Source organism: Paenibacillus sp. FSL F4-0125, assembly GCF_038008565.1.
In the GTDB taxonomy this organism is placed as follows: domain Bacteria; phylum Bacillota; class Bacilli; order Paenibacillales; family Paenibacillaceae; genus Paenibacillus_AQ.
Genome location: NZ_JBBOZJ010000001.1, coordinates 3,552,182 through 3,578,659 on the forward strand (window position 1 = coordinate 3,552,182; position 26,478 = coordinate 3,578,659).

The following is a 26,478-nucleotide window of genomic DNA, read 5'->3' on the forward strand; positions in this document are numbered from 1 at the left end:
AGCTTATAACTCTTCCTTGCTAAACAATCGTAGTGAAATCTTATATGAGAAGTACAAGATGAATAGATAAACAATCCCTATCAAACCCATCGAAACCAGATGATCTTGCAGCTTTAAATGGGTTATTGTTGAGAAAACTGATGAATTTGAGAGTGAAGATCCAGCGTTTAAGGTGGTTATCGTTATAACTACATTAAAAAGGATATTGAAGTAATAGTTTTTGTAACCAAGCCAATAATGAATCGGTAAATAAATAGACGCAGTCAAAGGAATCATAAGTAAAGTTAAAGATACCCCTATCCAATAAACCGGGCTAATGGAATATCCAAATGAAGGGGAAATTAGAAACAAAGCTAAAGAGCAAATCAAACCAATGAAACAATAAGGAACAATTGATAAGTATTTAGCCAAGACAATATCTTGCCGTCTAACTGGCAACCCTATCACAAACTTTGTGTTGTTATTCTGTGCATCCATAGAACAGGAGTATACGAGCAACAGCAAAGATTGAAATGTAGCAAACATGCTGGAGTTATCCAGTTGAACATATGCGATGAACAAGATACTTAAGAGAAAGATAGGGATGAAATTCCGCAGGAGGATAAAGTCTTTTCTAATCAGCAAAAAGAGATTAAACATACGAAGCGTTTCCCTTTACCGTAAAATACATGATTTCTTCCAGGGTAGGTGTTTCGCATATGGCATGATCTCTAAAGAAGCGTTCCCCTTCTGAGCGATTGTTCAGAAGACCCTCGAAACCAACCTCCGTCTCTCTAAGCCCAATGAACCATTTTCGTACATCTCGATCAAGTAATTCCTTGTTACCTTTTATCAGCATGTATTTGTTAGGTAGAGATTCTTTCATCTCAGTAAAAACTAGTCGCCCCTCATTCACAAAAACAATATAGTCCGCGATCCGGTCCAAATCCGTCGTATTATGCGTGGAAAATAGAATCGACTTCTTCTCATCCTGAATATGCTCACTAAGCAGATCCAGCAGTTCTCTTCGGAATATAGGATCAAGACCTGCAGTAGGTTCATCCATAATAAGTAGATCTGCACCATGTGATAAGGCAATGGCGAGCGAATACTTCATTTTCATCCCTTTAGAGAGTTCTTTAATCTTTTTCCGCGGGGAAAGCTTAAACATTTCTATGTATTTCCTATAAGTCTCTTTATCCCACTGACTATAAAAGGGAGCAATCATCTTACTCATCTGATCGATGGTTAATTGATCGTAAAAGTAGTTCTCATCAGAAACATACCCAATTCGATCTTTGTACTTTGCATTTTTTATGGATGTTTCTTTGCCAAAAATCTCGATGCTTCCTTGGTCGGGTTGTACCATACCCATCATCATTTTAATTAAAGTTGTTTTTCCGGCTCCATTCGGTCCTATTAGCCCCGTTATATATCCTTCCTTAATACCGAACGTAAGTTCGCATAGGCTGAAATGACCATATTTTTTAGAGATTTGATTCAATTGAATGACTTCTTTCATTCTGTCTCCTCCTCATAAAGCAATTTCAACATCTCACTAAACTCAGCAAAATCAATCCCTAACATTTTACTCTCGTCGATAATTTCCTTCATTTTGTTCTCCATGATCCGTAGCCGTTGTTCCCGAATAAACTCCTGATCTGCACCAGAAACAAAGGAGCCTTTTCCCACAATAGAATTGATAAGGCCTTCTCTCTCCAGTTCTTCGTAAGCTCGTTTCGTTGTGATTACGCTAATCTGCAGCTCTTTGGCTAACAGCCGAATAGAAGGTAAAGGCGTACCTGAGACTAACTCTCCTTGCAGGATCATCTGGCGGATCTGACTTACAATCTGTGCATAGATGGGTTCACCGGAAGTGTTGGATATTAATATGTTCATGAACTCTTGCCCTCACTCCTAGTTTATGTGTAATCAATGTATATATGTAATATATACACTATACTCATTGTTGTCAATGATCTTTCAAGTCAACAAAAACAAGCCGATTCCCATGATCTCAGGATCAGCTTGCTTGTCATTCAACGTGTCTAATCATCATCACATCAACCCAGCACTTCTTAAAAATCGGCTAACAATATCTATCTGATAGCGAATACGAAGGTCACGATCAAGACTCCAGCAGGTTTCCACAGTAAATGCCTTCGCTCCTAAAATACGAGAGACGGCTGCACGCGATGATCCGGGACGCTCTCGTAAACGGATATTAAAATGATAGGATGTATTAGTGATCGTACGGTTAATGTCTTTTATGATACGTCTTGCTGTAGCCGTACCTTGGCTCCCCGGCTTAATGATGATAGTCTGACCGAGCCGCTTAAGATTTCTTTGAGACAAACCATTAGCTTCATGGAGATCAAGGTACCAGGTAGGCCGATAACGCCGTACTAATTGAAGCAAGGCTACGGATAACGGATGTTTGGCAGATGCATATGGAGTACGTGGAAACGTTCGGTTCAAATCCGGTACGCCTCGAATTCGTTTGCGATAAGCTTTTTGATTCATGAGAGGAACAATTATAAGAGTCCCCCTGTAAATATATAGTTCTCCTTGTCTTAAGCGATTCACGAGGTTTTGAGCGGCACGAATGCTTGCCGTTTCATTCCCGTGTATGCCGGACACCACCATAAACACAGGACCAGGGAGCCCGCCTCTGATCACATAATAAGGGGTGGCATGGGATGTGGACGATGCTAAAGTATAACTCTCAATGATCATCACGCTTCACCTCCGCATTTAGGTGTCCATATATGTGTATTCCGATGTCCCCCAGTTGTCCTAGACAGATAAGCAAAAAAAGCCTGATTTCTCAGGCTTTAGACTTTAAAATTTTAGAAATATGCATTTTATTTATACGCGGGCAACCAGTCTCCATGAGCCGTGATCAGCTCATCACACATATTCGTAATGTCATCCATCGACAGTTCCGCGGCAGTGTGCGGATCGAGCATAGCTGCGTGATAAATATGCTCTCTCTTATGAGTAATCGCTGCTTCGATCGTTAACAATTGTGTATTAATGTTCGTACGATTCAGTGCGGCGCACTGTGGAGGCAGATCTCCGACGAAGGTTGGAGTGACTCCACTGCGGTCTACAAGGCACGGAACTTCTACACATGCTTCTTTCGGAAGATTGGTGATAAGACCTGTATTCATAACATTACCACCAATTTTGAAAGGTATATTCGTTTCGATGGCTTCCATAATGTAGGACGCATATTCATGCGAACGTTCATGTACAAGCTCTTTGTTATTTACTAATTCTTCACGCATTTGCTGCCACCGTTCAATTTGTTCTACACAGCGGCGTGGGTACTCGTCCAGTGGAATTTGAAACCGTTCAATAAGCTCAGGGTAATTGCGTTTAATAAAATAAGGATGATATTCTGCGTTATGTTCCGAAGACTCTGTAATGTAATAACCAAATTTGAGCATCATTTCATATCGTACCATATCCCCGTGGTGCTCTTTCTGCTTCTCGGCAGCGCGTCGTTTGATTTCCGGATATAAATCCTCTCCGTCCTTCGTAACCTCGAGTAGCCAAGCCATATGGTTAATCCCGGCAATCTTAGCCTGTACACCAGTCTGATCCAGTCCTAGATGCTCAAATAAGCCTGGAATACAATGCTGTACACTATGACATAAACCCACAGTCTTTACACCACCATAAGTGTTCATCACATTAGTCAGTACTGCCATTGGGTTCGTGTAGTTCATAAAGAGTGCATCTGGGCAAACCTCTCTTACATCTGCAGCAAAATCAAGCATCACAGGAATAGTACGCAAATTGCGGAAGATGCCGCCAATACCAACCGTGTCTGCAATCGTCTGACGCAAGCCATATTTTTTCGGAATTTCAAAGTCTGTAATGGTACAAGGGTCGTAACCCCCGACCTGAATTGCATTAATCACATATTTCGCTCCACGCAATGCTTCTTTACGATCTGTATAAGATTTCACAATACAAGTGCTGCCACTACTTTCTTTTATATTACTCAGCATATTCTCGGAATCTTTTAGGCGCTGAAGATCAATATCAAATAAGGCAAGCTCAAAGCCTTGAAGGGCTGGAGTTCTCATGCAATCTCCTAAAACGTTCTTCGCAAATACAGTACTACCCGCTCCGATAAATGTAATTTTCGACATATAAAATAATCCTCCTTAAATAGTGAGTTGTACGGTCACGACTTCGCTAATGACTGCGACAACCTTGATGGATTTTCCTTATAAACACTAGAATATCAGAGGGTATCCAACTCTCTCTTCACTATTCACTATAAATGAGAGCGATCTCAATGAGTATGGAGAAATACAATTCATATATGGATATTTGTTGCATTTAAGTGGTCCATCCTATAATCTAAATGTAATTCAAATCACGTATAGGAGGTCAGAAGCAAATGGCTTCAGAGCATTATCATTTCACAGCAGGGTTTAATCTTGCTCCTGATGAAATCGACCTAACTGTATTGTTTAGCGGAGAAGGTAACCCGGTCCCGGGACATAAGATGGGGCCTTCTGTTCACGATTACTTCCTTATACATACCGTATTGGATGGAAAGGGGGTGTTTCAGAGTGGAAGTAAATCTCATGTATGTGGTACGGGAGATACCTTTGTTATTTTCCCAGGGGCATTATTCAGTTATCAGGCAGACATGGAACAGCCTTGGACTTACGTATGGGTCGCCTTGCAAGGGGATGCCGTTCAACAGCTATTAAAGGAAGCGGGGATTACACCGGATAAGCCGTTAATACACTTAGATAACCTAATAGAGATACATAACTTGTATGAACATATTCGATTTTCCTTTCAACAGTCTGCCTATCCAAGGTTGGAAAGTTTGGAGGCTTCTGGGTGGCTGCGCCTTTTGGTGCATAAATTCGGTCTTGCGAACATATGTTCGCTCACCCCTAAATCCGCACAATTACCGGATGTTATCGACCGTCAGATCAATCAAGCGATCCGCTGGATCTCTCTCCAATTTCATCAACAGATCAGTATCGACCACATGGCGTCCTCTCTTGGTTATCATAGGGCACACCTCTCTAAGGCCTTTAAGCAAAAGATAGGAATGTCACCCAAGCAGTATTTGTTAAAGGTTCGCATGGATAAAGCAAAGGAACTGCTTGGAGGAACGCTCACCATCGACCAGGTATCCTCCTCGGTCGGTTTTAATGATGCGTTATATTTCTCCAAGCAGTTCCGTAAGTGGAGCGGTATGTCCCCCAGTGAATATCGAAGCCATCTTCGATCTGGCACATGATTGCTTATGGGTTATTTCATGGCTTTTGATAAAATCGAGGTGACAAACGCTGTCTTTCCTTCACAGTAAGCATCCATATCGTAGCGATGTTGTTCTGCCAAACGCTGTTTGAGCTCTGCGTACGCTTGACGCGCAGGCACATTCGAACGAAGATAGTCTCTGAATGCGATATGCTCCAAGTACCCTTTTCCATTCTTAGGGCATACATACAGATGATATTTCATAAATTCATCCGCTTGACGTCTTTTGAAGGCTTCTCTGCCCTCTATTCCCAAGTTCCCTTGATGTTCATATCCATGCAGTTGTAATCGTTCAATGATTTGTGGGAATACTTCGTAACTATCCATTACAAGATCAAGATCTATGATAGGTTTAGCAGCGAGTCCTTCAATGGAGGTGCTGCCCACATGTTCAATTGTAATAATGAGATCTCCGACATAAGATAACAACTGATCTCTAATTTGATTGAACTCTACCTTCCACTCTGGATCATACGGGACAACTTCTACGATTTTCGTCTTCTGAGCGATGCTCATACACCTCCTGCGTTTAATGCCTTCTTCTCAATTACTCTATATACTACCCATATGCATATAGCGGCTACAATTAGCATTCCACCCATCAAGCAAACGCCACTCCAGCCCCAATGCTGCCATGCAAAGCTTCCAAGTGTTGATCCAATAGCTCCACCTGTAAAAGTGCTAACCATAAACACAGTATTTATTCGGCTGCGCGCAGCCGGCTCAAGTGCATAGATCCGTGTTTGGTTACTAACCTGTGACCCTTGTACTCCAAGATCCAGAATAATAACACCGGCAATCAGGCTCCAGATTGTAAATCCAGCTAAACCGAAGAATCCGTAAGCAATCAATGTAAGCAACAGCAGAATACCTACAATCTTCTTAGGAGCAATCCTGTCGGCTAACCTCCCGATAAATGGAGCACCCGCAGCACCTGCTACACCGATCAACCCAAACAAGCCTGTGATAGAGCTACTATAGTGGTAAGGTTCTCCTTCTAGAAAGAAAGCCAGTGAAGTCCAGAACACGCTGAAGCCACCAAACATACAAGCACCAATCAGTGATGCTTCACGAAGCGTCGAATATCTGCGAATCAAATTCCCCATTGATTTCAGTAGATCCGTATAGGATGAATTATTTTCTGGTTTCACCTTTGGAATTAGTTGGTATAAGATAAGGGATAACAATAGCATTATAACTGCAGCAATCCAGTACATCGCTCTCCAGCCGAACATATCGCCTATAATTCCGGATATTGTTCTTGCCAGCAAAATGCCAAAAAATAACCCGCTCATTACGGTTCCAATAACTTTACCTCGTTCTTCTGGCAAAGCGAGCTCTGCTGAGAGCGGAATGATGACCTGCGGCACCACCGTAGTTATGCCAATAGCAAAACTGGCGATATACATCCAGACTAGGTTTTGGGCTGTGGCGAAACCAACCAGTGACAGGGATACAGCAATTAAAAGTCCCGAAATTAATGTTCTTCGTTCACGAATGTCGCCTAACGGAACAAAGAGTAACATCCCAAGCGCATAACCGATCTGAGTCAGCATCGATACATATCCTACTGCGTTAGATGAAGCTTGAAAAGTTCGTCCGATATCGGCTAGAAGGGGCTGATTGTAATACATATTTGCGACGCTTAAACCAGATGCAATGGCTAATATAAGAATGAATTGCTTGGTTAGGCCTCCTCCTAAACGAACTGCAGCGGGTGTGATAGATTGTGTCATGAAATTCTGTGCCTCCGATTACGTATGCTGCATCAAACAGCAAGCTTTATTTTCCTAATACATTATAGCAGTCACTGTCAAGCTAACGTCTTTCAGCGATTTAATAATCATCCCCAGATACATTATCTACATAAGTACAATATAAAGTGAAGTACATAGAGCGAGGAGTAAATAACATGAATCAGAATGACCGAATTTTGCTCAAATTGCGCAAGGAACCATTGAAGAATGTCAGTTTGTTAAAAATGATAACCTCTTTTCAAGAAGTCATGAAGACGCATCTGGTAGAGCAAGGAGATCAATGGGGCGTTTTATTGCTTCTTCCTGCCTCAGCCTACGCATATGATCATAGAGTATATCCTCAAGCGGATTACATCGTATTTATGGATTACAGCAGCCCAGATGTATTTCCGGCTCTATTTCATCTGCTGCCTTCGCAAGCAAAGTTTGTTTTTAAACTGCAAGATCTGAGGTACAGGGAGGCATTATCTTCACATTTTTCAATGGAGAAAGTCCGAGGGTTCTACTCATATAGTACAACGGAGGGACAAATCTTTCCGAAAGACGAAGAAGTTGTTATCAGTCATGCGGTTGATGACAGATTATTCCCGCTGTGGGCTGCTAATCATTACACTAAAGACGAAATAGACAACTATTTTCAAACTGGTGCTTTTTCCGTGTCAATCTTCCTTGGGAACAATCCAATCAGTACTTGCTTAGCGTTCCGTAATGAAGAGACCATTTGGGAAATCGGTGCAGTACATACTTTAGAATCCGCTCAAAGAAATGGGTACGCGAAAAAGGTGGTCCGAACAGCCCTACAAGAAACATTAGAACGTGGGTTTATTCCACGTTATCATGTGCTTGAAACCAATCATGCGTCCATCCGATTAGCTGAATCCATTGGACTCGTTCCTTGTGTACAGCTTGAACACTGGATTAACTACATCCAATAACTTGCTTGATTGGAGGTGATTTGAATGAGCTACCAACCGAACGAGCAACAAAACTATTTCCCACCGCCGCCCCCACCAACGCCAATGAATGGCAAGTCAATTGCCGGATTCGTGCTAGGTGTCCTCTCCATAATGGTTCCTTATATCGGATTTTTGTTAGGGATTGTAGCAATTATACTTTCTGCCCTCTCCCTAAAGGAAATCCGGATACGGTATGAGCAAGGAAGAGGTTTAGCTATCGCGGGTTTGGTATGTGGTATTGTCGGCACTCTACTTTACGCCATATTAATTTTACTTTTTCTTTTGTTTGTATACGCAGCAGCCAGTTACCCCTCTTACTAATCCACACATAAAAGGATCTCTGTAGCCCACCGATTGGCCGTTGAGATCCTTTTGCTTAACCTATGGATAATTTAGTATGCGCCTTTGTGAAGCTGCTGACGATACTCCGTCGGAGTTAAGAGGAACCGCTTGCGAAACATCTGTGTAAAATGTCGCATGTCCTGATATCCAATACGTTCAGCGATTTCTGCCACCTTAAGCTTCGAGTTCACTAACAGCAGCTTCGCTTGCTCTAATCGTAAGGATGTAACGTACTCCTTATACCCCTGACCCGTTTTCTGTTTGAATAATTGACTGAAGTAGACCGGATTCAAAAATACAACAGACGAAATCTTTTCCAAACTGAGGTCTTCGTAGTAGTGTTCCTTTACATATTGCAATGCGATGTCGATGGCTTTTTCACCGCTTCCTTTTGCAGGCGCTAAATCCAATACTTGCGAATTCGCTGCCTCTCTTAAGCTCGTTACGATCTGTGGGACAGAATTTATATCATAGCTTAGTCCGGAATGAATCATTTGGAAGGGTATCTTTAAATATTGCTTCAAATATGTCCGCCCATCATCGAGAAAAGCTTCTAATCGCGCCTCTTCCCTTAAGGTGATTAAGCCCAGCAAACTTTGTCGGTCGTAGCTGACCACAAACCCGCTCCCGTCCCGTTCTATCAGCTCAGTTAACACATTCTCAACAATAAAATGTTCTATTCGAATGTTTTTATCACCCGCATCCATTTGCAGCAAAATCAAATAGAAATATTGATGATCTTCTATCAATTGACTGATATCTAAATTACCTAGATTAAAGCCAGATGCGAGTCTCTGAAACACACCTTCTCTTAAAAATTTCAGACTTGACCTTAATCGGTCTTCATCTTTAATGAGCTTGCGATCCTGCTCAATTTCTTGCGTTAAGTTACTGATAATCTCAAGTAGCTTGCTTTTGCCGATCGGTTTAAGTAAATAATCTCTCGCCCCAAGACGAACAGCCTCCTGCGCGTAGGCAAACTCACTGTGAGCAGAGATGACTACCCATTTGACATAAGGATACCTCCGCTTAGAAATCCTCATGAACTCCAAACCATTCATACCGGGCATAAGGATATCTGTTAAGACGATATGAATGGAGTGTTCCTCCATAATCTTGACAGCTTCTTCTGTTGATGCTGCAACATGTACACAATAATCTGGATAAATACTTCTTATAGTACGCTTGATCCCTTCGCGGATCACCCGTTCATCATCAGCTATGAGAATGTTCACGACTACGCTCTCCTTCCTGCGGAATCGGCAGCACGATAGCAACCTCGGTTCCCTCTCCAGGTAAACTTCGAATCACAAGCCCATAGGATTCTCCGAACATATGCTGGAGCCGCTGATGTAGATTCTGAAGACCTATCCCCATTTTTCCATTTTCTTTCGTTGATGGCCGATCCAAGGATTCCACTAATGCGTTCAGCTTCTCTGCATCCATACCTTTGCCATTATCCTGAACGACGATGTTCAGTACTCCATCATCTTCAAGTGTTCTCACCTTCAGAATGCCTTGACGGTCGAGTGATTCCAAACCATGTTTTACAGCATTTTCAATGACTGGTTGTACAGTCATCTTGGGAAGGCGGACTTCTAGCCATCGTTCATCTATATTTATATCAATCCGTAGACGACCTTCCAGCCGGATAGAAATAATATTTAGATAGTGCCCGATTTGTTCCAACTCTTCTCGTAGCGTGACTTCTACGTCAACTTCCCAATGACTGCTGTACCGAAACATAGAAGATAACGAGAGCACAAGCTCGCCTAGCTGCTCATTCCCTTCCTCATCCAGCATCCAATAAATCATATCCAGAGTATTGTATAGAAAATGAGGGTTCACTTGAGATTGCAAGGCATGAAGCTCAGCATTCTTCTCACTGACGGAAGAAAGTTTTACCCGCTCGATTAGTTCTTCGATCCGGCGAACCATCCGATTAAACGAAGCAACAAGAATATTAATCTCCTGATAAGATGAAACATTCACCATTCCCCGGAAATTACCGATCTCTACTTGCTTCATCTCTCGAATCACCTTTTTAAGCGGCAAAGAAATCGTTCGTGAAACAATAGAAGCTATCAAAGTAGAGACGAGAATAAGGATTGAAAATACAATGAACAGATACCGTTTCATCTCTACCAATTCTACATTTAGGTCGCGATTAGGAGTGATACTAAGCACCCACCATCCAGAGAAGGAAAGTTTAGAAGCGACAAGCAGACGATTGGCTGTCTGTTCGACCACAACATTCTGGGAGTTCTGCAAAGACGGTAGCTGAGTTAAATCAGGTTCCTGATCTTCGGCAGAGGATACGAATCGCCCATCCTGCGACATTAAGTACACCTGGCTATGCTCACCCAGCTTCACATTATCAAGCGCATCTAGAACAGGCTTCGGATTCGTCTCGTACAGAACAATGCCAATTGGTTTATGTTCATTGAGATCGTAAATCTGACGGCCGAAGGCAAACACAGGACTATCCTCCACTTGATCGATAAGAGAATGTTCATAGACGCCGAGCCAGACCATTTTACCGGAGGAAGCCTGCAGCTGATGGTACCAATCTTCCTTCATATAATCGGGATCAACCACATTCATATAGTTCCCGTAATTATAGATCTTACCTTTATCTGTAATGACATGGATACCAACAAGATCATCCCGAGAATAAAATATAGCGCCGAGAATATTTGTAATCGTCTGTTCATTGATATAGGCTACAGCGGGCTCATTGCTTGTTTCATTTATCAGACGTATTAATTCAAAGTTATTGCTGAGTGATTTAGAGAGACTGTCATACCCCTTGTACAGCAAGCTGAATAGATCCGCCGTCTGAGCGACATTTTTCTGCGACAAATCGCTTATTTTTTCATGAAACTGTACGGTTGTCCGGTTGTAATAGAGTAGACTCACAATTAATAGAATACTAGACATACAAAAAAGAAACAGCAAAAACAATCGATGGTGAATGGAATGAAAGCTATTTCTCAAAAAAGGCTTCCCTCCTCCAACTCATCTGTCCTGCTGCTCCTTCATTATAATTCCATTTATATGTTTTGCAATACAATATTAGCCTTTTACTGCCCCTGCTACCATTCCTTTTGTGATCTGGTTAGATAAGAAGAAATAGATTAAAATGACGGGCAACGCACCCATCACTAGAAATGCACCGATATTCCCATAGTTTACAGAATACTGACTAACGAACGTGTAGACGCCAAAGGGCAAGGTTTTCAATTTCTCGGAGGAAATGAAGGTTGCCGCTAAGATATACTCATTCCAAATGTTAATAAACGTTAGTATACATACTGTCATGACCGGCGGTATAGAGACCGGAAGAATAATCGTGCGGAAGATCCGATATACGCTCGCCCCATCGATAAACGCCGATTCTTCGATTTCATGCGGAATACTCTTCATAAACCCACTTAGGATAAACACCGCTATAGGCGTTGAAAAAGCTACATAAGGCAATATGAGCGACAAATGCGTATTTAGAATATGCATATTTTTGAAAATGATCATCAATGGCAGCAAAGTGGCCTGCATGGGAATCATCATTCCCATTAAGAATATCGTCATGACCAAGTTGCCGTAACGCCAACGAAAGCGGGAGATCGCATAAGCTACCATCGAGCTAAGCAGAATGACGAAGATCATTGTTACACCGGTAACTATAACACTGTTGGATAAATACTTTAGATAACTACCGGCTTTATAAGCTTCGCTATAGTTATGCCACTGAAATATTTTAGGAAACGAGAAAAAACTTCCTCCCAAAATCTCTTCATTGGTCTTTAAGGAATAGAGCATTAGCCATAGAAGAGGATATAGCTGGGTAACGACAGGAATCGCAAAGAGAAGATACACGAGTCCTTTTTTAAAATATAAGAACGTATTAGTTTCACGGAATACATTATTCTTATATTTCTCGCTTAAACGCTTACCGTCCTTGTAAGGACGCTTTGGGCGTTTATGCTTGACATTCCGCATGATCGTGCACTCCTTTGCTAACTGAATTTTTTCTCAAGCTTGTTAAAGATTGTATTAATGCCAGCAGTAAACACAAGACACAGAATAACCAAAAACGAAGCGATCGCACTGCCATATCCATATTTAAAAGATAGGAATGAACTGTTGTACATATGTGTGGAAATCACATCTGTAGCATGAGCTGGTCCACCGGCTGTCATAACCATAACAAGATCAAAAGCCTGCAATGACCCTATAAATGCGAGTACGATAGATATTTTAAAGATTGGAATAATCAGCGGAAAAGTGATATATCGGTCGGCTTTGAATCCGTCTGCCCCATCAATCTTTGCCGCTTCATACAGCTCATCCGGAATATTTTGAACCCCAGTATATTGAATCAGCAAATGGTAGCCGAAATATTGCCAAAGAGATACTGCATAGAGCGCGAACATCGCAATTTTAGGTTCTGTAATCCAATTGTGAGTCCAGCTATCTAGTCCAAGTGAGATCAGAACGCCGTTCAACATCCCTCCCATGGAGACCGGATCATAGATCGTTTTCCAGAGCTGCCCAATGATAACCACTGACAAAATAACCGGCGTAAAGTAAATAGAAACTAAAGTGTTTCCTTTTCTCACATACCGATTTAGAAGAATAGCCATCAGCAAACAAAATGGAATTTCCACCATAGAGGCAACCGCATAGAGCAAGGTCCTCCTTACGGATGGCCAAAACACTGGATCATGAAAAAACATTTCTTTGAAATTAGCAAGTCCAGCAAATGTTTTCGTAGTCGTAATTCCGTCCCATTGCAGCAATCCTGTATAAAAGGATACTAGGATAGGAGCAAACACCAAGCACACATACAAAAGCAGGCAAGGTAACACGAAGACGGCGATTGTGCGCGTTGGAACCTTTAGTACCTTCATTATTTCCGCCCCCTAGAATGTAAACACGATGCGAAGAAGCGTTTAAGCACCCTCGCATCGCGTTTTCAAAACCTTCTTATTTATTAGCTTCAAATGCGGTTTGATGTTCTTTAGCTACTTGAGCGGAATCCACTTTTTGAACAAAAAGATTTTGGATACTGCTGAGGTGGACTTGTGCAGTAGCTGGGTTCATGGTGTTGTCAAAGGCCAAGTCGCCACCTTTAACCTGATTGAACAATCCTGAAATGTTGATCGCCAGATCCGAATATCCTGCACCTTTCAGGTCTCCATCCACTTTTTGACCAATCCCTACAGCATTTTTAAGTTCAAATTGTTTTTTAGGAAGATTCAGAGTGAAGAAATTCAAGAAATCTTTCGTTTCTTGTAAATGCTCACTGTTCGCAGAAATCGCAAAGGCGCTACCTGGTGCGAGCATGAATTCATTTGGATCCCCTTTACCATTGACGCTTGGGAATTGGAAAGCTCCTGCTTTTCCAGCCACTGAGGAAGCATCGATTGCGCCTGTTTCCCATGAACCGATAACCCACATAGCAGCTTTACCGGATTTGAAGATATTACCGCCTGCATTAGCATCAATGGAAGTTGCTCCATCAGGGAATGCACCTGCTTGCACGAGGTCTTGGAAACGATCTACAGCTTCTACGAAAGCAGGATCTTCAAATGTTTTTTTGCCATCAAGCACATCTTGAAGGAAACCAGGTCCTCCATTAGTGCGAAGCAGGATATTCATGAACAAGAATGAACCCGTCCAGGAATCTTTTTCACCGATCGCGATTGGCGTAATGCCCTTTGCTTTCAAGGTTTTTACATCTTGGAGTAATTCATCAAATGTTTTAGGAGTGTCTTTGATTCCCGCTTGCTCGAAAAGTTCTTTATTATAGTAGACTACCTCGATGTTATTACCATCTGGCAGTGCATACACATTGCCGTCAAAGCTGTAGTAATCAAGCAGACCGGATTGATAGGTGTCTTTCAGTCCATTTTGATCCAGCATGTCATTTAGGGGAGCGAACAGCTTAGCATCAACGAAAGGTTTCATTTGCGCAGCCGGGTTAACAATCGTAATATCAGGAATTTCTTTAGAAGCGGCTTGTGTTTTCAATTTGACCTTTTGCTGGTCCGTATTTAAAGTGTCCAGTTCGATGTGAATATTAGGATTCTCTTTTTCATATTGGTCAACTAATTCATGAAGCATCTTATAAGAAGGCGTGGCTGGATCCGGGTAAATATTTTGAAACGTAATCGTGACCTTCTTACCGCTATCGGTTTTTGTAGTTTCGGCATCTGGAGCTTTCGTAGCTGTATTCCCTTTCGACTCTGTAGCGCCTTTACTCTCGTTGTTGTTTGAATTTCCACACGCTGCCATACTTAAAACCAAAGCTGCTGATAATGCAATTGTTGAAGTTGCCTTCATTTTTTTGCTGACCATTGTTTGACGCCCCCTGTTTTCGTTATAGGCTAATTATTGTACTGTTAAGCGCTTTCAACAAGGTGTCAAATTTAAGATAAATGGTTTGTTTTTTCTAGAAAAATACAATATATGTCCGAACATAACGAAACACCCGTTAATTCGGGTGCCTCGATTAAACCTATTTTCGATATTCTGTCTGAAAATTCGTTCAATCAGATGTTGAACCAAAATCGGTAATCTTAAGTTTTAAATCAAAGGTCACTGGAATCCGAGTAAATTCCTCGTCCCAGTGATCCTTAATCTGTTTCCAGACATGCGGCTTTTCAATGCTGTACCAATCACCGAATCCTGCTACATCCACTTTGTAAGTAGATTGCATTTTGCGGATAAGTGCATGGATATGTTGGGTTAATTTCTCTTCGAATATCTTTTCAAGCTCTTTGAGGTAAACAACATTCGAAGAATGCTCATCCACATCCCAATTCTCAATTAGTCGTCCAGTGGACTCAATCGCAACATGAAATGATATTTTCTTATCATCGGTCTCATTCAGCGTAATCTTGCTCTTAACGGATTTAATCTCATAAGTAATCGAGTCATTCGACTGATCATATGCTTTGATGCTCCCGCCGTTTATATCCCCTTTGATCCAGGCAATACTCTCCACATCATGCTGGTCAAGATTGCCGATCCAACGACCTGTATCTCCCTTGATAATACCGGCTCCGGAAAATTCGATCTCCCCTTGTGCCTCCACAACGTTCTGCAACACAAAGCTTTGCTTGGAGTACATCAGCGCATCTAGATTCGATAACGTTATCCCCTTCATAACTTTACTAGTTCTAAAGTTGTTACGAACCATCTCGGCCAGTCGAAAGGAAGGAATCTCCTCCTCGGTTGTCATAAGCGTATCGGACGCACGCCCTTGGCTAAGAAATATGAGACAGCTGGGACGGATATCGTTATCTCGCAGAACAAAGTCCATTAACCGTCTGATCTTCTCCTGCTGTACTAGCTCCTCTGATATGACTATAACCTTGAGATGATGACCTATAATCGGGCGATTCTTACGAATAGAGAACTGACGAAATACTTCAAGCAGAGAATCCCCTGTTTCTGAAATATTGTTATAATGGGTTTTGGATGTTTCCCCATCTTTACCGGAGTTTCCGATTGTTCTTTCAGGCACAATTTGTACGGTTGCCGTAACTTTATTATGCTTTTGGTAGCCTCCTCCATGTTCCTCGAATTCCTGTTCGAGCGCCTCAGGTTCCCCCTTGTCAAGCGCCAATCCTGTATAAACACTCAGATCTTCAATCTCTTTACTGCTCCAACAACCAGGCTGTGTAAGCAGAATCACGAATATTAATAGTAAGTGTATAACCCTCTGTCTAAACATTCTGCTTGAGTCCTTTCTTCCTGATCAGTAATACAATCGACAATAATAGTGGCAACAATATAAAAATAAGCACACCCATATAGCCTATCGAATCACCAAGACTGAAGACATCATTGATACGTTGTGGGATCATCGTGCAGATGAAGATTACGGGCATTAAGGCGAACATTACCGGATGGATCTTTAAATTGAACACCTGTGAGATTCCAAGTGACGCATTAAAGAAAAAACTGCAAAAATTGCAGAACATCTGCATCAGCCATATGACTAGCAACGGAAATTCAAATCGTTCAAAAAAGAAACCTGAAATTTCAAAACTCCGTACCAAATCTATCGTAGGCCAGGTACTGGTGATTACGGAATTGATGGACAGACCTCCAATAACCATCACAACAGTAACCAAATACAGCACCAGCGGGATGCAGAGTCCGACCATCATCCCTTTAACCGCTTCCTGCGGATGCTCCATAAAGGCAGTTATAGTCATCACAACCTCACATCCCGTAAAAATCAGGATACTCGACTTCATCCCCCGGACGGCCGGCAGAAGGCCTTCACTCATAAAAGGACGCAGATGATGGATATCAAATATTCTGGTGCTTAAAATAAAACAAATGATCAGGATAAAGATACTGATCGGAAACACAATTTGAAACACACGGGCTATAGAATTAATCCCACCATACACTAAATAAGTGCCAACCCAGATGAATGGCATCACTATCGCCCAGATTGGAGTGCCTTCCAAAAGAAAGAACAGCGTCACTTCCGCCAGTACACGGATTTCGAAGCCTGCAATGACTATAAAGTACAGAATTAACAGTGAACTCAGCACACTGCCAGGAAGCTTTCCAACAATTTTTTTGGAATACTGAAAAACAGTTTTTCCTGGGAATTGCTGACTAAGCTTCACCATAACCATAATTACCATAAACACGACGACACCACCCAGCGCCACAGAAATCCAGGCATCGGGTGTCTGCACGGCCTTAACAACACTTCTCGGCAAGGTCAGAATTCCGGCACCCAGCATCGAATTCGTCAATACTATGGCAGCCTGCGAGGTTGTGATCTTGTCATCCGTACGTTTGAACACTGTGGTCTCCCCTCTGCTCCTGATAAGAATACATTTTCTAGGATCTGCGCTTTTTCTTTTGGGTCTTCAGCATCTCTGGTCTTCGCTTCATGATGGATAACGGCGCACGGACGAATAAATCCTTCCAGTCACTTCCCCGGAAAGGCGAGATAGGGGTGATGTAAGGAACCCCGAAGCTTGAAAGTCGAGTCAGATGACTGCAAATCAGCAGAAAAAACAGGATGGTTCCGAACATGCCCAGGACCGCCGCAAATAACATGCCTGCGAATCGTAAGATTCGGAGGGTAATGCCGGCACTGTACATCGGTATGGAAAACGAAGAGATCGCTGTCACGGCTACGACGATTACTAGAAAGGGACTTACGATACCGGCCTGTACCGCGGCATCTCCAATGATCAGACCTCCGACAATTCCCATTGCCGGACCTATGGGCTTCGGCAGACGAATTCCAGCTTCACGTAAGATTTCAATAGAAATCTCCAGAATCAACACTTCAATTAAAGCAGGAAAGGGTACACCTTGGCGTGTTTCGATAATGGAAATCGCCAGTTGTGTAGGAATTAGCCCCGGATGAAAGGAGATAAAAGAAATATACAGCGCCGGGGCTAACAGAGCCAGAAATGATGCGCAAAACCGTAGCACCCGTAATAGTGTTCCTGGAAACCAGCGCTCATAGTAATCCTCGGGAGACTGCAAAAGCATACTGAACGTCACCGGAACAATAAGTGCAAACGGTGTGCCATCAAGCAAAATGGCAACTCTTCCCTCTAATAAGGAGGCAATCACACGATCGGGTCTTTCCGTGTTCTGTGTTTGCTGAAACGGACTTAAATAATCATCCTCGATTAGCTGCTCTACATAACCAGATTCCAGAATGAAATCCATATCAATTTTGTTGATGCGGTCCTTCACTTCCTGTAGCAGATCAGGATTTACAATGTTTTTCATATAAGCGATAATCAGATCCTTCTTGATTTCGCTACCTACTTTAACCCTTTTCATTTCCAGATTCTTATTGAGCCCTTGTCGCCGCAGCATAGAGGTATTCTCACTGAGTACTTCAGTAAAACCAATCCGTGGTCCTCGCAGTAAAGCCTCCGAAGTCGGCTCATTAATCGAGCGCACAGCCCCATGTGGAAAGCCCACCAGAAGCATCTCTCGCATACCTTCAACAATCAGTGCGGTATATCCAAACAGGACAGACTCCTGTAGATGGTCCAAATCTCTGGCATCACTAAGCTGAGCCAGCGGGAGCATATTCTGTTTCATGAAGGTGTATATTCCTTCTGAAGCCTGCATTTCACCGCCAAACATCAGATTTTGCAACACCTGTTGATTGATTAGTTCTTCATCCTGCATGCCCTCCACATAGACCAATGCGGCACGTGCCTGAATACCTTTGACTGTAAATTCACGGAAATGCACATCACTGTTTCCCTCCAATGCCGTTCTTATCACCGCTAGGTCGGCATCGTAATTTTGGGTAAACATTGTAGTCTTAGGCTGCTGTTGATTTGCTTCCCCGTTGCCTGTCTTCTTTGGCTCTGCATCCTGAGCGTTAGCTCCTGACTCCTTGGAGCGTCCGCTTCCAACATAGAAATACAAATACTTGTAAAGGTAATACACCCCTATTGGAAAGAGCAGCGTGATCGCCGCCTGCATAAAAATTGTCCAATCCGGAATATAAGAGACTATTTTAGACCACATCGCAATCATCCTCTAATAGGAATCTTTTTGGTACTATTCTCCGTCCGCTAAATTTTTATACAACTTTTGGAATAGCAGGAAAGTCTATATCGATGCGAAGGGTAAATATCCTGAGGGTCTGAACATAAAGAGACGCCCACATAAGTGGGCGTCTCAATTAAAATGCTTTACTATATTTACTGTGGTTGCCGCCATTGTTTTAGCACTTCAAGCAGCCCAGGAACATCTAGTCCATCCAAGGAAAAAGCTTTGCGAAGCAATTCATGTGGGATGAACTCATCATACTTTCCAAGGTAGGGTGCCTCATCTGGAGATAACAATGATAAAGGATCTGAGGCAGCCATACTTTCAGCAATGATTTCCGCTTCCAGCGTTTCTGCATCTGTTTTACCTGCAACCACCATATAATAAGGTTCCATCGGCACGATAGATCGAAGTCCCTGTGAGCTCTTCAAATTGTTCTTGAGAAGGCGCTCCAGTGTGCGGAACTGCCGACTACCCGCCCATGGCAGAATAAACATCGAATCTCCACCTGCGGGCATAACGGAGCGTTCAAGCAATCCACTCTCCTTCGCTAAACGGCGGGCTCGTTCAAGACGCGCAGCCGCACTCGGAGCTAAATACGGATATAAAACAGTAGCCCCTAAGACTTCGCGGATTTTGGTCATGATACGTGTATGCACATCTCCACCCGCTCCAAGCCACAGCGTATCCACTTTACCGCGTGAAGTTTTAACATAAACAGCTTTATGGCGATTATCGACCTCTTCTACCTTCCAAAGCTTCCCTGCCAGAGTAAAACAATACCCTGGCGGTGGTACCGTTGTAATAGATCCAATCTCCTCTGTTCCGTTATAGACAACATGCTCCTCATCGTCTTTGAACACTGCGTAGAAGCGGAAATTATTCACTATCTTTTCTCCCGCCATCCCAATAATCAAGCTGCCTTCATCCATCTTCTCGATTTGCCCCATGCCCAGCATATAAGTCATGAAGATGTCGTAATCCGCGGGATCAATACTATTGAAGGAAGGCAAACTCAGAACAGCCTCCTTTAAATTCTCCGGCTCCGCCTCCCCCATACTCTTCAATATGCTCATCGTCTGATGGTATAACAGCCCAACTGGCAGCTGGCGCACCACCAGTGGTTCAACCCACTTCTCGCGCACATATAGCTCTATAACCGCTATCGCTCGAAGGAGCGTCCAAGGCATCCTTGCCGGAAGCTGCGCTTCCTCATCCTCTTCCTCGGGCGTGACAAAGATCATCTCGGATGCGGCGTCACCGCGCCTGCCCGAGCGACCGAGTCGCTGCACAAAGCTTGCGCAGCTATAGGGAGCGCCGACCTGGAGCACCCGCTCCAGCTCTCCTAGATCAATGCCCAGCTCCAGCGTCAATGTCGCTGCCGCAACTGCAGGTCCGGAGCCTTGCCGCAGCGCGGCTTCCGTCTCTTCGCGGAGCATCGCGGAGATGCTGCCATGGTGAACGTGAAAAACATCCCGTTCCCCACGCTTCGCGGCCGTTCTCCGCAGCTCAAGAGTCGCCGTCTCCGCATCCGAGCGGCTATTCGTGAAGATCAACGCTTTCTTAAGATGCGTATGATCGTAAATGAAATCGTAGTAAGACTGCTTCGCGCGTTCTAAATACTCTGCCTGCACTTCATCCCGTGCATCCGGGAAAGAGAAATGCTCCACACTTAAACGGAGCTTACGCCCGCCCTGTGGAGCGGACACCTCTACGCTCTCCCGCGTCCCTGCCGCCAGCCACTCCGTCACCGAAGCATAGTCGCTAAGCGTAGCCGATAGACCGACTCTGCGCGGATGACATCCCGCCATTCGTGAGATTCTCGCCAGCTGACTCAGAACCTGAATCCCCCGATCAGCACCCATAAAGGCATGCACCTCATCAATGACTATGTAACGCAAGTCATGGAACAGCGCCGGAATAGCATTCGGGCGGTTCATCAATAGTCCTTCAAGCGATTCAGGGGTAATCTGTAGCACGCCGGAAGGATTCTGCACCAGCTTCGTCTTATCGGCTTGCGGAACATCCCCATGCCAGTGCCACACCGGAATATTGCCTTCACGGAGCAAATCGTTCAGCCGTGTAAATTGATCGTTAATCAATGCTTTCAAGGGAGCAATATATAGAATACCGACCGAACCGGAAGGACGTTCATATAACTCAGTAAGCGCTGGAAAAAAAGCCGCCTCAGTCTTACCTGAAGCAGTACCCGAAGCAATCAGTAAGTGATGCGGCGTATCAAACAGCACTCGGCAGGCATCCACCTGCGCCTCACGCAACGTCTCCCAGCGATTCTTATAAATAAACTCTTTAATGAAGGGAGCCAGCCTATAAAACGGATTATCACTCATAATTCAAACTCCGCGAGGAATCCATCTAACTCATTTTGCTCAGTATCAGCAGGTTTAGAGGTTCGTTCGCCCACTAGCTTCTCGAATGAAATCTCCGGATGCTGGTGCAAAGTGTGAAGTAGGTCCATGAAATCACGCACCACTTCACGCGGAGTCAGGAGCTCGTCTGCCCCTAATCTTCCCACAGCTTCTTCCATAAAATGAACCAATTGTTCCTGTGTTAACTGTGCTTCATAACCATAATGTAGCGCATGAATATCTCTAAGCTTTTGCAAAAGGATTAGGATTTCTTCATGTGAGAGCATGTCCAGTGCAATAATAGGTCCAGTGAAATTATTCAGACCTGCTGCACCGTATCTTCCTGCAACTAATCTAGAACGCAGCGCTTCATAACTAAATAATCCACGCCGTCCATCCTCCACAAACTGCGGAGTCCCTCCTATAAAAATCCCCAGGCTTTCTGCCTTGCCCTGCATCGTATCGTTGAACATCGTAAGCAGCTTCTCATAATTACTCTGACGTGAGATGCTGTTCGTGATTTTGTAGAGATTGACACCTTCGTCTATAAACAGCAACAGTCCCTTATAACCAATAGCAGAAGTGAATTCTGCCCACAGCTTCATATAATCATACCAATTATCATCATCAATAATCACGCCAACACCAAGTGCTTTTCGTGCTTCTGTTCGAGTGGCGAATTCACCTCGCAGCCAGCGCAGGGAATCCTGCTTCAAATCGTCGTCAGCGAGCTTATGTGCATTCCAATATGAAGCCAGCACTTTGGCAAAATCAAATCCATGCACTAAACCGCGCATTTCGGAGGCTACAGCATAGATCCGTTTCTCAACTTCATCACCAAGCTGGGGGTGATCAGGGCCGTATTCATTCTCCTGCATCACAGACTGCTGAAGCGTAATGATCCATTTTTGCAAAATAATCTCCAGAGCGCCTCCATCTGGACGCGTCCGGGTAGACAAATGACTCATCAGTTCTCGATATGTAGCAAGACCTTGTCCTTTTGTTCCCACTAATCTTCGTTCAGGGGAAAGATCCGCATCGGCTACTACAAAATCCCGATCCATCGCATAATTACGGATCATCTGCAAAAGAAAGCTTTTGCCGCTACCGAATTTGCCTGTAATCAGCTTAAAGGCCGCTCCACCCTCTGAGATATTGTCCATATCTCTCAAGATTGCTTCAATCTCTGGCCGACGACCAACGGCTATATGTTCTAGTCCGATACGCGGAACCACACCGGCTGTCAGTGAATTAACTAGCGCTGTCGTCATACGTTTAGGAATTTTCAAAACGTCCATCTAAAGTTCACCCCATTAAATATTAAGCAGATAAATTTTATATTCCTCTGCAATTTCTTCACCATCTATGATCAAATCACCTAGAATGTCCATTGCGATGTCATTGATCTCATCAATCAAGAGCTCTGACATTGTGCCGTTTACAGCCGCTAGCTTCTGTATGGTTTGTGTTCCATCCTCGTTCATAAGCGCAAGGAGCGCTTCATGCTGGAGTGGACTTAAAGCCTTAGCGAACTGCTCCCACTCCGTATCTACGTTTGCAGATTGAATTTCTTCTATCGTTAATTCAGGCTCAAGAGACTGGAGCGGTACAATGATTTCATCCTCAATATCTTCAAATTCTTCTTTTCGTACTACTTCTTCAAGCTCGGATTCCTCATTAGTAATCTCAAATCCGCTATCCTCAAGTTCCTCCAGCTCATTCATTTCCTCAACCGTAAGCATGGTTCTTACAATCTCGGAATCACTTTGCAGTTTTTCAAGCTTCTCACGGTCAATGACCACTGCTGGGCCCTTATCCTCCTGTTTCTCTTTCTCAAACTCCCGCTTCAGGAAACGAGTGATTAGGTCATCCATATCCGCATCCACGTTAACCCCTTTGAGTCGACCTCGATATCCCATCAGTTCCCGTAATTTATTCTCAGTCAATCGGAATAGCCTTGTAATCAAACTTCGAAGCGGTGGAGATTTACTGATACGCACAACCGGTATAAGTACAGAATAGCCATATAGCGAAATATCATATACGGCGCTACGGAATAAATAACGCTCCCGCATCACTGAAGGTCCAGGCGGGAACATTTCAACCAAATTCGATCCATGTTTCCGCGTAACATAAGCGTTGATTAATGCCACTACCTGCGGAATATATCGTTCGAGGGCTTCTTTACCTTCCCCCATATAAAACTTCGATTTACTAATATCGTAGTCCGACATTGCTGTTAATACCGTAAAGGTTAGCTGCTCAGGAGCTACAGTAAGACATCTCTCTAATTCTAGCTCTGCCAGATCACCGGCAAGACCGCGTGAACGAGCAACGATTAAAGATAGAGGCACATCCAAATGATGAACAAACGAGAAGTCCGCAATCCAACCGCCCAAATATTGATCTAGACGTTTATAATTTTCTCGATAAGCTTCCCAGATTTGACTGAGCTGCTTATAGCCATCATAAGGATCTTTCCAACCTACACCATTAATAAGCTCATACACATGAAGAAATATATATGAAAGATCCGTTTTTGGATATCTACCCTGTCTAACTTCGTTACGCCAATAAAAATACCATCTACTTTGTGTGCCTGTCATATGACCATACGTGGGCCAGTAACTCTTAAATGGAACAAATAGTGCCGAATCCTCGGTTCTATGTTCCAATTCCTTCGCTCGTGTTACAAACTGACCTTCGGTTGTTGTCACAGGCTCCGGGGTGTCAGTCTCTAGATCCCAGAGCTGTAACTGCAGAGAAGGCTCAGAAGATATTTTGGGCTTCTCTTTATTTGCAGAAGATCTCTTAGGCAGCGCTGATTCTGATGAATTTCGCGGGGGTATCGGAACATTTTGTTCCGTACTTTCCCAGACTAGTTCCGTGAAATGAGGCTGATTCCTATCCTTACTCATGTTCGATCGCTCCGTTCTTAATAAAAGAAGGACTAACGTAAAGGGTTTCCACTAATATATTACTTCCGATATGTTAAAAAAAACGGCCCTGTTCACAACTGTGAAGGAACCGTTTTGTTCTTATTAAATATTAGCATTGTTGATAGATTAACATCAAGTATGTAATGAAGAATTATCCTCTACAGAAGCTCCGTTCCCTTTGTCTCTTTTCCTAGGAAGAGCACTGCTAATGCACCGATAATAATCGTTACAAAAAACAACATAAAGATCGAGCCAATTGCTATAGATTTACCTACCAGCACCCCTACTAGCAAAGGGGCGATGATACCACCAATCCGGCCAAAGGAAGTCGCTAAACCAGCCCCTGTTGAACGAATAGCTGTTGGGTACAACTCTGGTGTATAAGCGTACATACCGCCCCATGCTCCGAGATTAAAGAACGATAAGCAAATCCCCGCAGCCATTAGCATACCTTCTGTAGTCGCATTACCAAACCATGCAGCACTCACAGCAGTGAACAGCATATAAATGACTAAGACAAACTTACGGCCGAACTTCTCGATGAAATAAGCGGCAGTAAAGTAACCAGGCAGCTGAGCGAGTGTCATGATAAGCACGTATTCAAAGCTTTTAACCAAGCTAAAGCCTTTAAGAACCATAACTGTAGGTAACCACAGAAACATGCCATAATACGAAAACACCACGGTAAACCATAAAATCCACAGCATAATAGTAGAACGACGATACTCCGGTGACCATACTGTTGCGATACGTTTTTTCAAGGACACAGGCGCCTTCTTAATCTCTGCAAACTTCGGTGAATCGTCTATTGCTCGTCTTAAATATAGCGCATACAGAGCGGGAACAGCGCCAATACCGAATGCTACACGCCAGCCATAATCAGGAATGACGAAAAATGCAATTAATGCAGAAGCGATCCATCCAACCGCCCAAAAGCTCTCCAGCAGCACAACCGCACGGCCTCTCTCACGGGCAGGCATACTTTCAGACACTAATGTTGAGGCGACGGGCAACTCCCCGCCAAGTCCAAACCCAGCGATAAACCTGAGTACACAGAGTATTCCGAAGCCTGTAGCAAAAGCCGACAATCCACTTGCGGCCGAGAAAATCAGGAGTGTCCAGAGAAGTATAGGTTTACGTCCAAATCGATCTGCTAATATTCCTGCCGCCGCGGCACCTACAGCCATGCCCACGGAGTTAATACTTGTCAATATACCGATCTGCTCCGGTCCTAGACTCCAATCCTTGGCTAAAGCCGCGACAACAAAAGAAATCATCCCGACGTCCATCGCGTCGAACATCCAGCTTAAGCCTGCGCTGAAGAGTAGTTTCCTTTGCTTCGGATTCCGCAGCAGTGTCATTTGATTCACTTCTAACCCCCCTTATATCCAACATCTCTCTAATAAAACTTACTTTTGATTGTTTCACTTATACATTTTAAAATTGTAGCGTTCAAAAATCAAGAAATAAAGCAGCATTAAAGTATTGTCTGGCAAGCGATTGAAAATAACAGGTCTGAACAGCTATCGTAGCTATCAGCAATATATTGCGGACAGATTCTCTCTGAGATCTAGTAAGATGCGTCAGACGATTGATTACACGATCTGTGGAATTTCTAAGCAGGGAATCCTCTTTCCATGAAAACTCTTTATGCAACAGTTGATCTACCTTGCATTGCGTTTGTATAGTCGGATTACTCTTGATCTCCTCAAAAAGTCCAGCATATGCATAATACAGTTTTGCCGGTTCTATGAGATCATCATCGTCTCGATCTGGCTTTAAGAACATTAATCGGAATAGCTGACGGATACTTTCGAAATTAAGGGCAGATTTGAGATCATCGATCATAAATAGAAGCGCCGCCTGATTCACTGAATACTTCTTTCCTTCTCTTGGAGAACCGAGATACTCCTTAAAGTCACGCTTTACCCAGTTCTGCATAGTTGTCACAGTCAACGTGGAATACTCTATAAGATGGCCTAATGTAGCAATTTCACCAAGTGAAAAGCCTTTAACATTATCGCCCTTAATGATCTTTTGTAAAATGGGTGGAACATCTGTAGATAAAAAAGCGGGTAACGAAGTCCCCTTTTCTATTTCATCAAGATGAAATTTAGTCCATGCCTCTTGGAGGATATTCAGCGGTTTCCGGTCTGATAATCCGGTCAATGAGAGCAGAAGACTGGACATCTCCACACGAGTCAATGCAAATGATTCCATATCTGTTTCCCTCCACCATTTGATATTTCTCTGAAAAGTTCGTAGA

23 protein-coding genes are annotated in these 26,478 nt (G+C 43.4%); 3 read left to right on the plus strand and 20 right to left on the minus strand.

The features are described from left to right. Positions 1–3: 3 nt before the first annotated feature. The 5 genes from NST74_RS30005 to NST74_RS15645 all read right to left on the minus strand — a co-directional run bounded on the left by NST74_RS30005 (position 4) and on the right by NST74_RS15645 (position 4,142). The gene (locus NST74_RS30005) at positions 4–639 is read right to left on the minus strand and encodes an ABC-2 transporter permease (protein WP_445668143.1); all 636 of its coding nucleotides are present in this window, start codon (positions 637–639) and stop codon (positions 4–6) included. Beyond that, the gene (locus tag NST74_RS15630; protein WP_341113085.1) at positions 632–1,501 is read right to left on the minus strand and encodes an ABC transporter ATP-binding protein; all 870 of its coding nucleotides are present in this window, start codon (positions 1,499–1,501) and stop codon (positions 632–634) included. The genes NST74_RS30005 and NST74_RS15630 overlap by 8 nt, the downstream gene beginning before the upstream one ends. Then, positions 1,498–1,878 carry a GntR family transcriptional regulator gene (locus tag NST74_RS15635; RefSeq protein ID WP_042188506.1) on the minus strand — a complete coding sequence of 127 codons (381 nt, stop codon included), beginning with the start codon at positions 1,876–1,878 and terminating at the stop codon, positions 1,498–1,500. Before NST74_RS15635 ends, NST74_RS15630 begins: the two co-directional genes overlap by 4 nt. 159 nt (positions 1,879–2,037) lie before the next feature. Further along, positions 2,038–2,715, minus strand: coding sequence for a succinylglutamate desuccinylase/aspartoacylase domain-containing protein (locus NST74_RS15640; protein ID WP_341113086.1), 678 nt, complete (start codon positions 2,713–2,715; stop codon positions 2,038–2,040). 128 nt (positions 2,716–2,843) lie between these two features. After that, positions 2,844–4,142, minus strand: a complete 1,299-nt coding sequence (locus NST74_RS15645) for an alpha-glucosidase/alpha-galactosidase (RefSeq protein WP_341113088.1) — start codon at positions 4,140–4,142, stop codon at positions 2,844–2,846. Between the two features lie 254 nt (positions 4,143–4,396). Here NST74_RS15645 and NST74_RS15650 point away from each other — a divergent pair, with 254 nt between their 5' ends. Further along, on the plus strand, positions 4,397–5,260 hold the full coding sequence (locus tag NST74_RS15650) for an AraC family transcriptional regulator (protein WP_341113089.1): 864 nt from the start codon (positions 4,397–4,399) through the stop codon (positions 5,258–5,260). A gap of 11 nt (positions 5,261–5,271) precedes the next feature. Here NST74_RS15650 and NST74_RS15655 read toward each other — a convergent pair whose 3' ends face one another. Both NST74_RS15655 and NST74_RS15660 read right to left on the minus strand, forming a co-directional pair. After that, positions 5,272–5,796 carry a GrpB family protein gene (locus NST74_RS15655; protein ID WP_341113091.1) on the minus strand — a complete coding sequence of 175 codons (525 nt, stop codon included), beginning with the start codon at positions 5,794–5,796 and terminating at the stop codon, positions 5,272–5,274. After that, positions 5,793–7,016 (minus strand): MFS transporter, encoded by a 1,224-nt coding sequence (locus tag NST74_RS15660; RefSeq protein ID WP_341113093.1) that lies wholly within the window; start codon positions 7,014–7,016, stop codon positions 5,793–5,795. Before NST74_RS15660 ends, NST74_RS15655 begins: the two co-directional genes overlap by 4 nt. A gap of 176 nt (positions 7,017–7,192) precedes the next feature. Between NST74_RS15660 and NST74_RS15665 the strand changes: the two genes are divergently transcribed. Together NST74_RS15665 and NST74_RS15670 are read left to right on the plus strand one after the other, a co-directional pair. Beyond that, positions 7,193–7,972, plus strand: coding sequence for a GNAT family N-acetyltransferase (locus NST74_RS15665; protein WP_341113094.1), 780 nt, complete (start codon positions 7,193–7,195; stop codon positions 7,970–7,972). A 24-nt stretch (positions 7,973–7,996) separates the two neighbouring features. Next, entirely contained in the window at positions 7,997–8,314 is a 318-nt protein-coding gene (locus tag NST74_RS15670; RefSeq protein ID WP_341113095.1) for a DUF4190 domain-containing protein, read from the plus strand. Between the two features lie 71 nt (positions 8,315–8,385). Here the strand turns inward: NST74_RS15670 and NST74_RS15675 are convergent, their stop codons facing one another. The 13 genes from NST74_RS15675 to NST74_RS15735 all read right to left on the minus strand — a co-directional run bounded on the left by NST74_RS15675 (position 8,386) and on the right by NST74_RS15735 (position 26,432). Further along, positions 8,386–9,570, minus strand: a complete 1,185-nt coding sequence (locus tag NST74_RS15675) for a response regulator (RefSeq protein ID WP_341113097.1) — start codon at positions 9,568–9,570, stop codon at positions 8,386–8,388. Next, positions 9,551–11,332 carry a cache domain-containing sensor histidine kinase gene (locus NST74_RS15680; protein WP_341113099.1) on the minus strand — a complete coding sequence of 594 codons (1,782 nt, stop codon included), beginning with the start codon at positions 11,330–11,332 and terminating at the stop codon, positions 9,551–9,553. Before NST74_RS15680 ends, NST74_RS15675 begins: the two co-directional genes overlap by 20 nt. 78 nt (positions 11,333–11,410) lie before the next feature. Beyond that, positions 11,411–12,334, minus strand: a complete 924-nt coding sequence (locus NST74_RS15685; RefSeq protein WP_231573787.1) for a carbohydrate ABC transporter permease — start codon at positions 12,332–12,334, stop codon at positions 11,411–11,413. A 17-nt stretch (positions 12,335–12,351) separates the two neighbouring features. Next, complete coding sequence (locus NST74_RS15690; RefSeq protein WP_341113101.1) at positions 12,352–13,245, minus strand: carbohydrate ABC transporter permease; 894 nt, start codon at positions 13,243–13,245, stop codon at positions 12,352–12,354. Positions 13,246–13,321: 76 nt separating this feature from the next. Then, positions 13,322–14,695: an extracellular solute-binding protein gene (locus tag NST74_RS15695; protein WP_341113103.1), complete on the minus strand. Its 1,374-nt coding sequence runs from the start codon at positions 14,693–14,695 to the stop codon at positions 13,322–13,324. A 190-nt stretch (positions 14,696–14,885) separates the two neighbouring features. Continuing rightward, entirely contained in the window at positions 14,886–16,076 is a 1,191-nt protein-coding gene (locus NST74_RS15700; RefSeq protein ID WP_341113106.1) for a Ger(x)C family spore germination protein, read from the minus strand. Continuing rightward, entirely contained in the window at positions 16,069–17,172 is a 1,104-nt protein-coding gene (locus tag NST74_RS15705; RefSeq protein ID WP_341113109.1) for a GerAB/ArcD/ProY family transporter, read from the minus strand. Before NST74_RS15705 ends, NST74_RS15700 begins: the two co-directional genes overlap by 8 nt. 37 nt (positions 17,173–17,209) lie before the next feature. After that, a complete protein-coding gene (locus NST74_RS15710) occupies positions 17,210–18,880 on the minus strand; it encodes a spore germination protein (protein ID WP_341113112.1) in 1,671 nt (556 codons plus the stop codon). Between the two features lie 176 nt (positions 18,881–19,056). Then, a complete protein-coding gene (locus NST74_RS15715; RefSeq protein WP_341113115.1) occupies positions 19,057–21,255 on the minus strand; it encodes a DEAD/DEAH box helicase in 2,199 nt (732 codons plus the stop codon). Then, positions 21,252–22,571: an ATP-binding protein gene (locus NST74_RS15720; protein WP_341113117.1), complete on the minus strand. Its 1,320-nt coding sequence runs from the start codon at positions 22,569–22,571 to the stop codon at positions 21,252–21,254. Before NST74_RS15720 ends, NST74_RS15715 begins: the two co-directional genes overlap by 4 nt. Before the next feature lie 15 nt (positions 22,572–22,586). Next, entirely contained in the window at positions 22,587–24,191 is a 1,605-nt protein-coding gene (locus NST74_RS15725) for a TerB N-terminal domain-containing protein (protein ID WP_341113120.1), read from the minus strand. Between the two features lie 179 nt (positions 24,192–24,370). Continuing rightward, positions 24,371–25,573, minus strand: a complete 1,203-nt coding sequence (locus NST74_RS15730; RefSeq protein ID WP_042132220.1) for an MFS transporter — start codon at positions 25,571–25,573, stop codon at positions 24,371–24,373. A 91-nt stretch (positions 25,574–25,664) separates the two neighbouring features. Further along, positions 25,665–26,432 carry a DUF1836 domain-containing protein gene (locus tag NST74_RS15735; RefSeq protein WP_042128106.1) on the minus strand — a complete coding sequence of 256 codons (768 nt, stop codon included), beginning with the start codon at positions 26,430–26,432 and terminating at the stop codon, positions 25,665–25,667. Positions 26,433–26,478 lie beyond the last annotated feature (46 nt).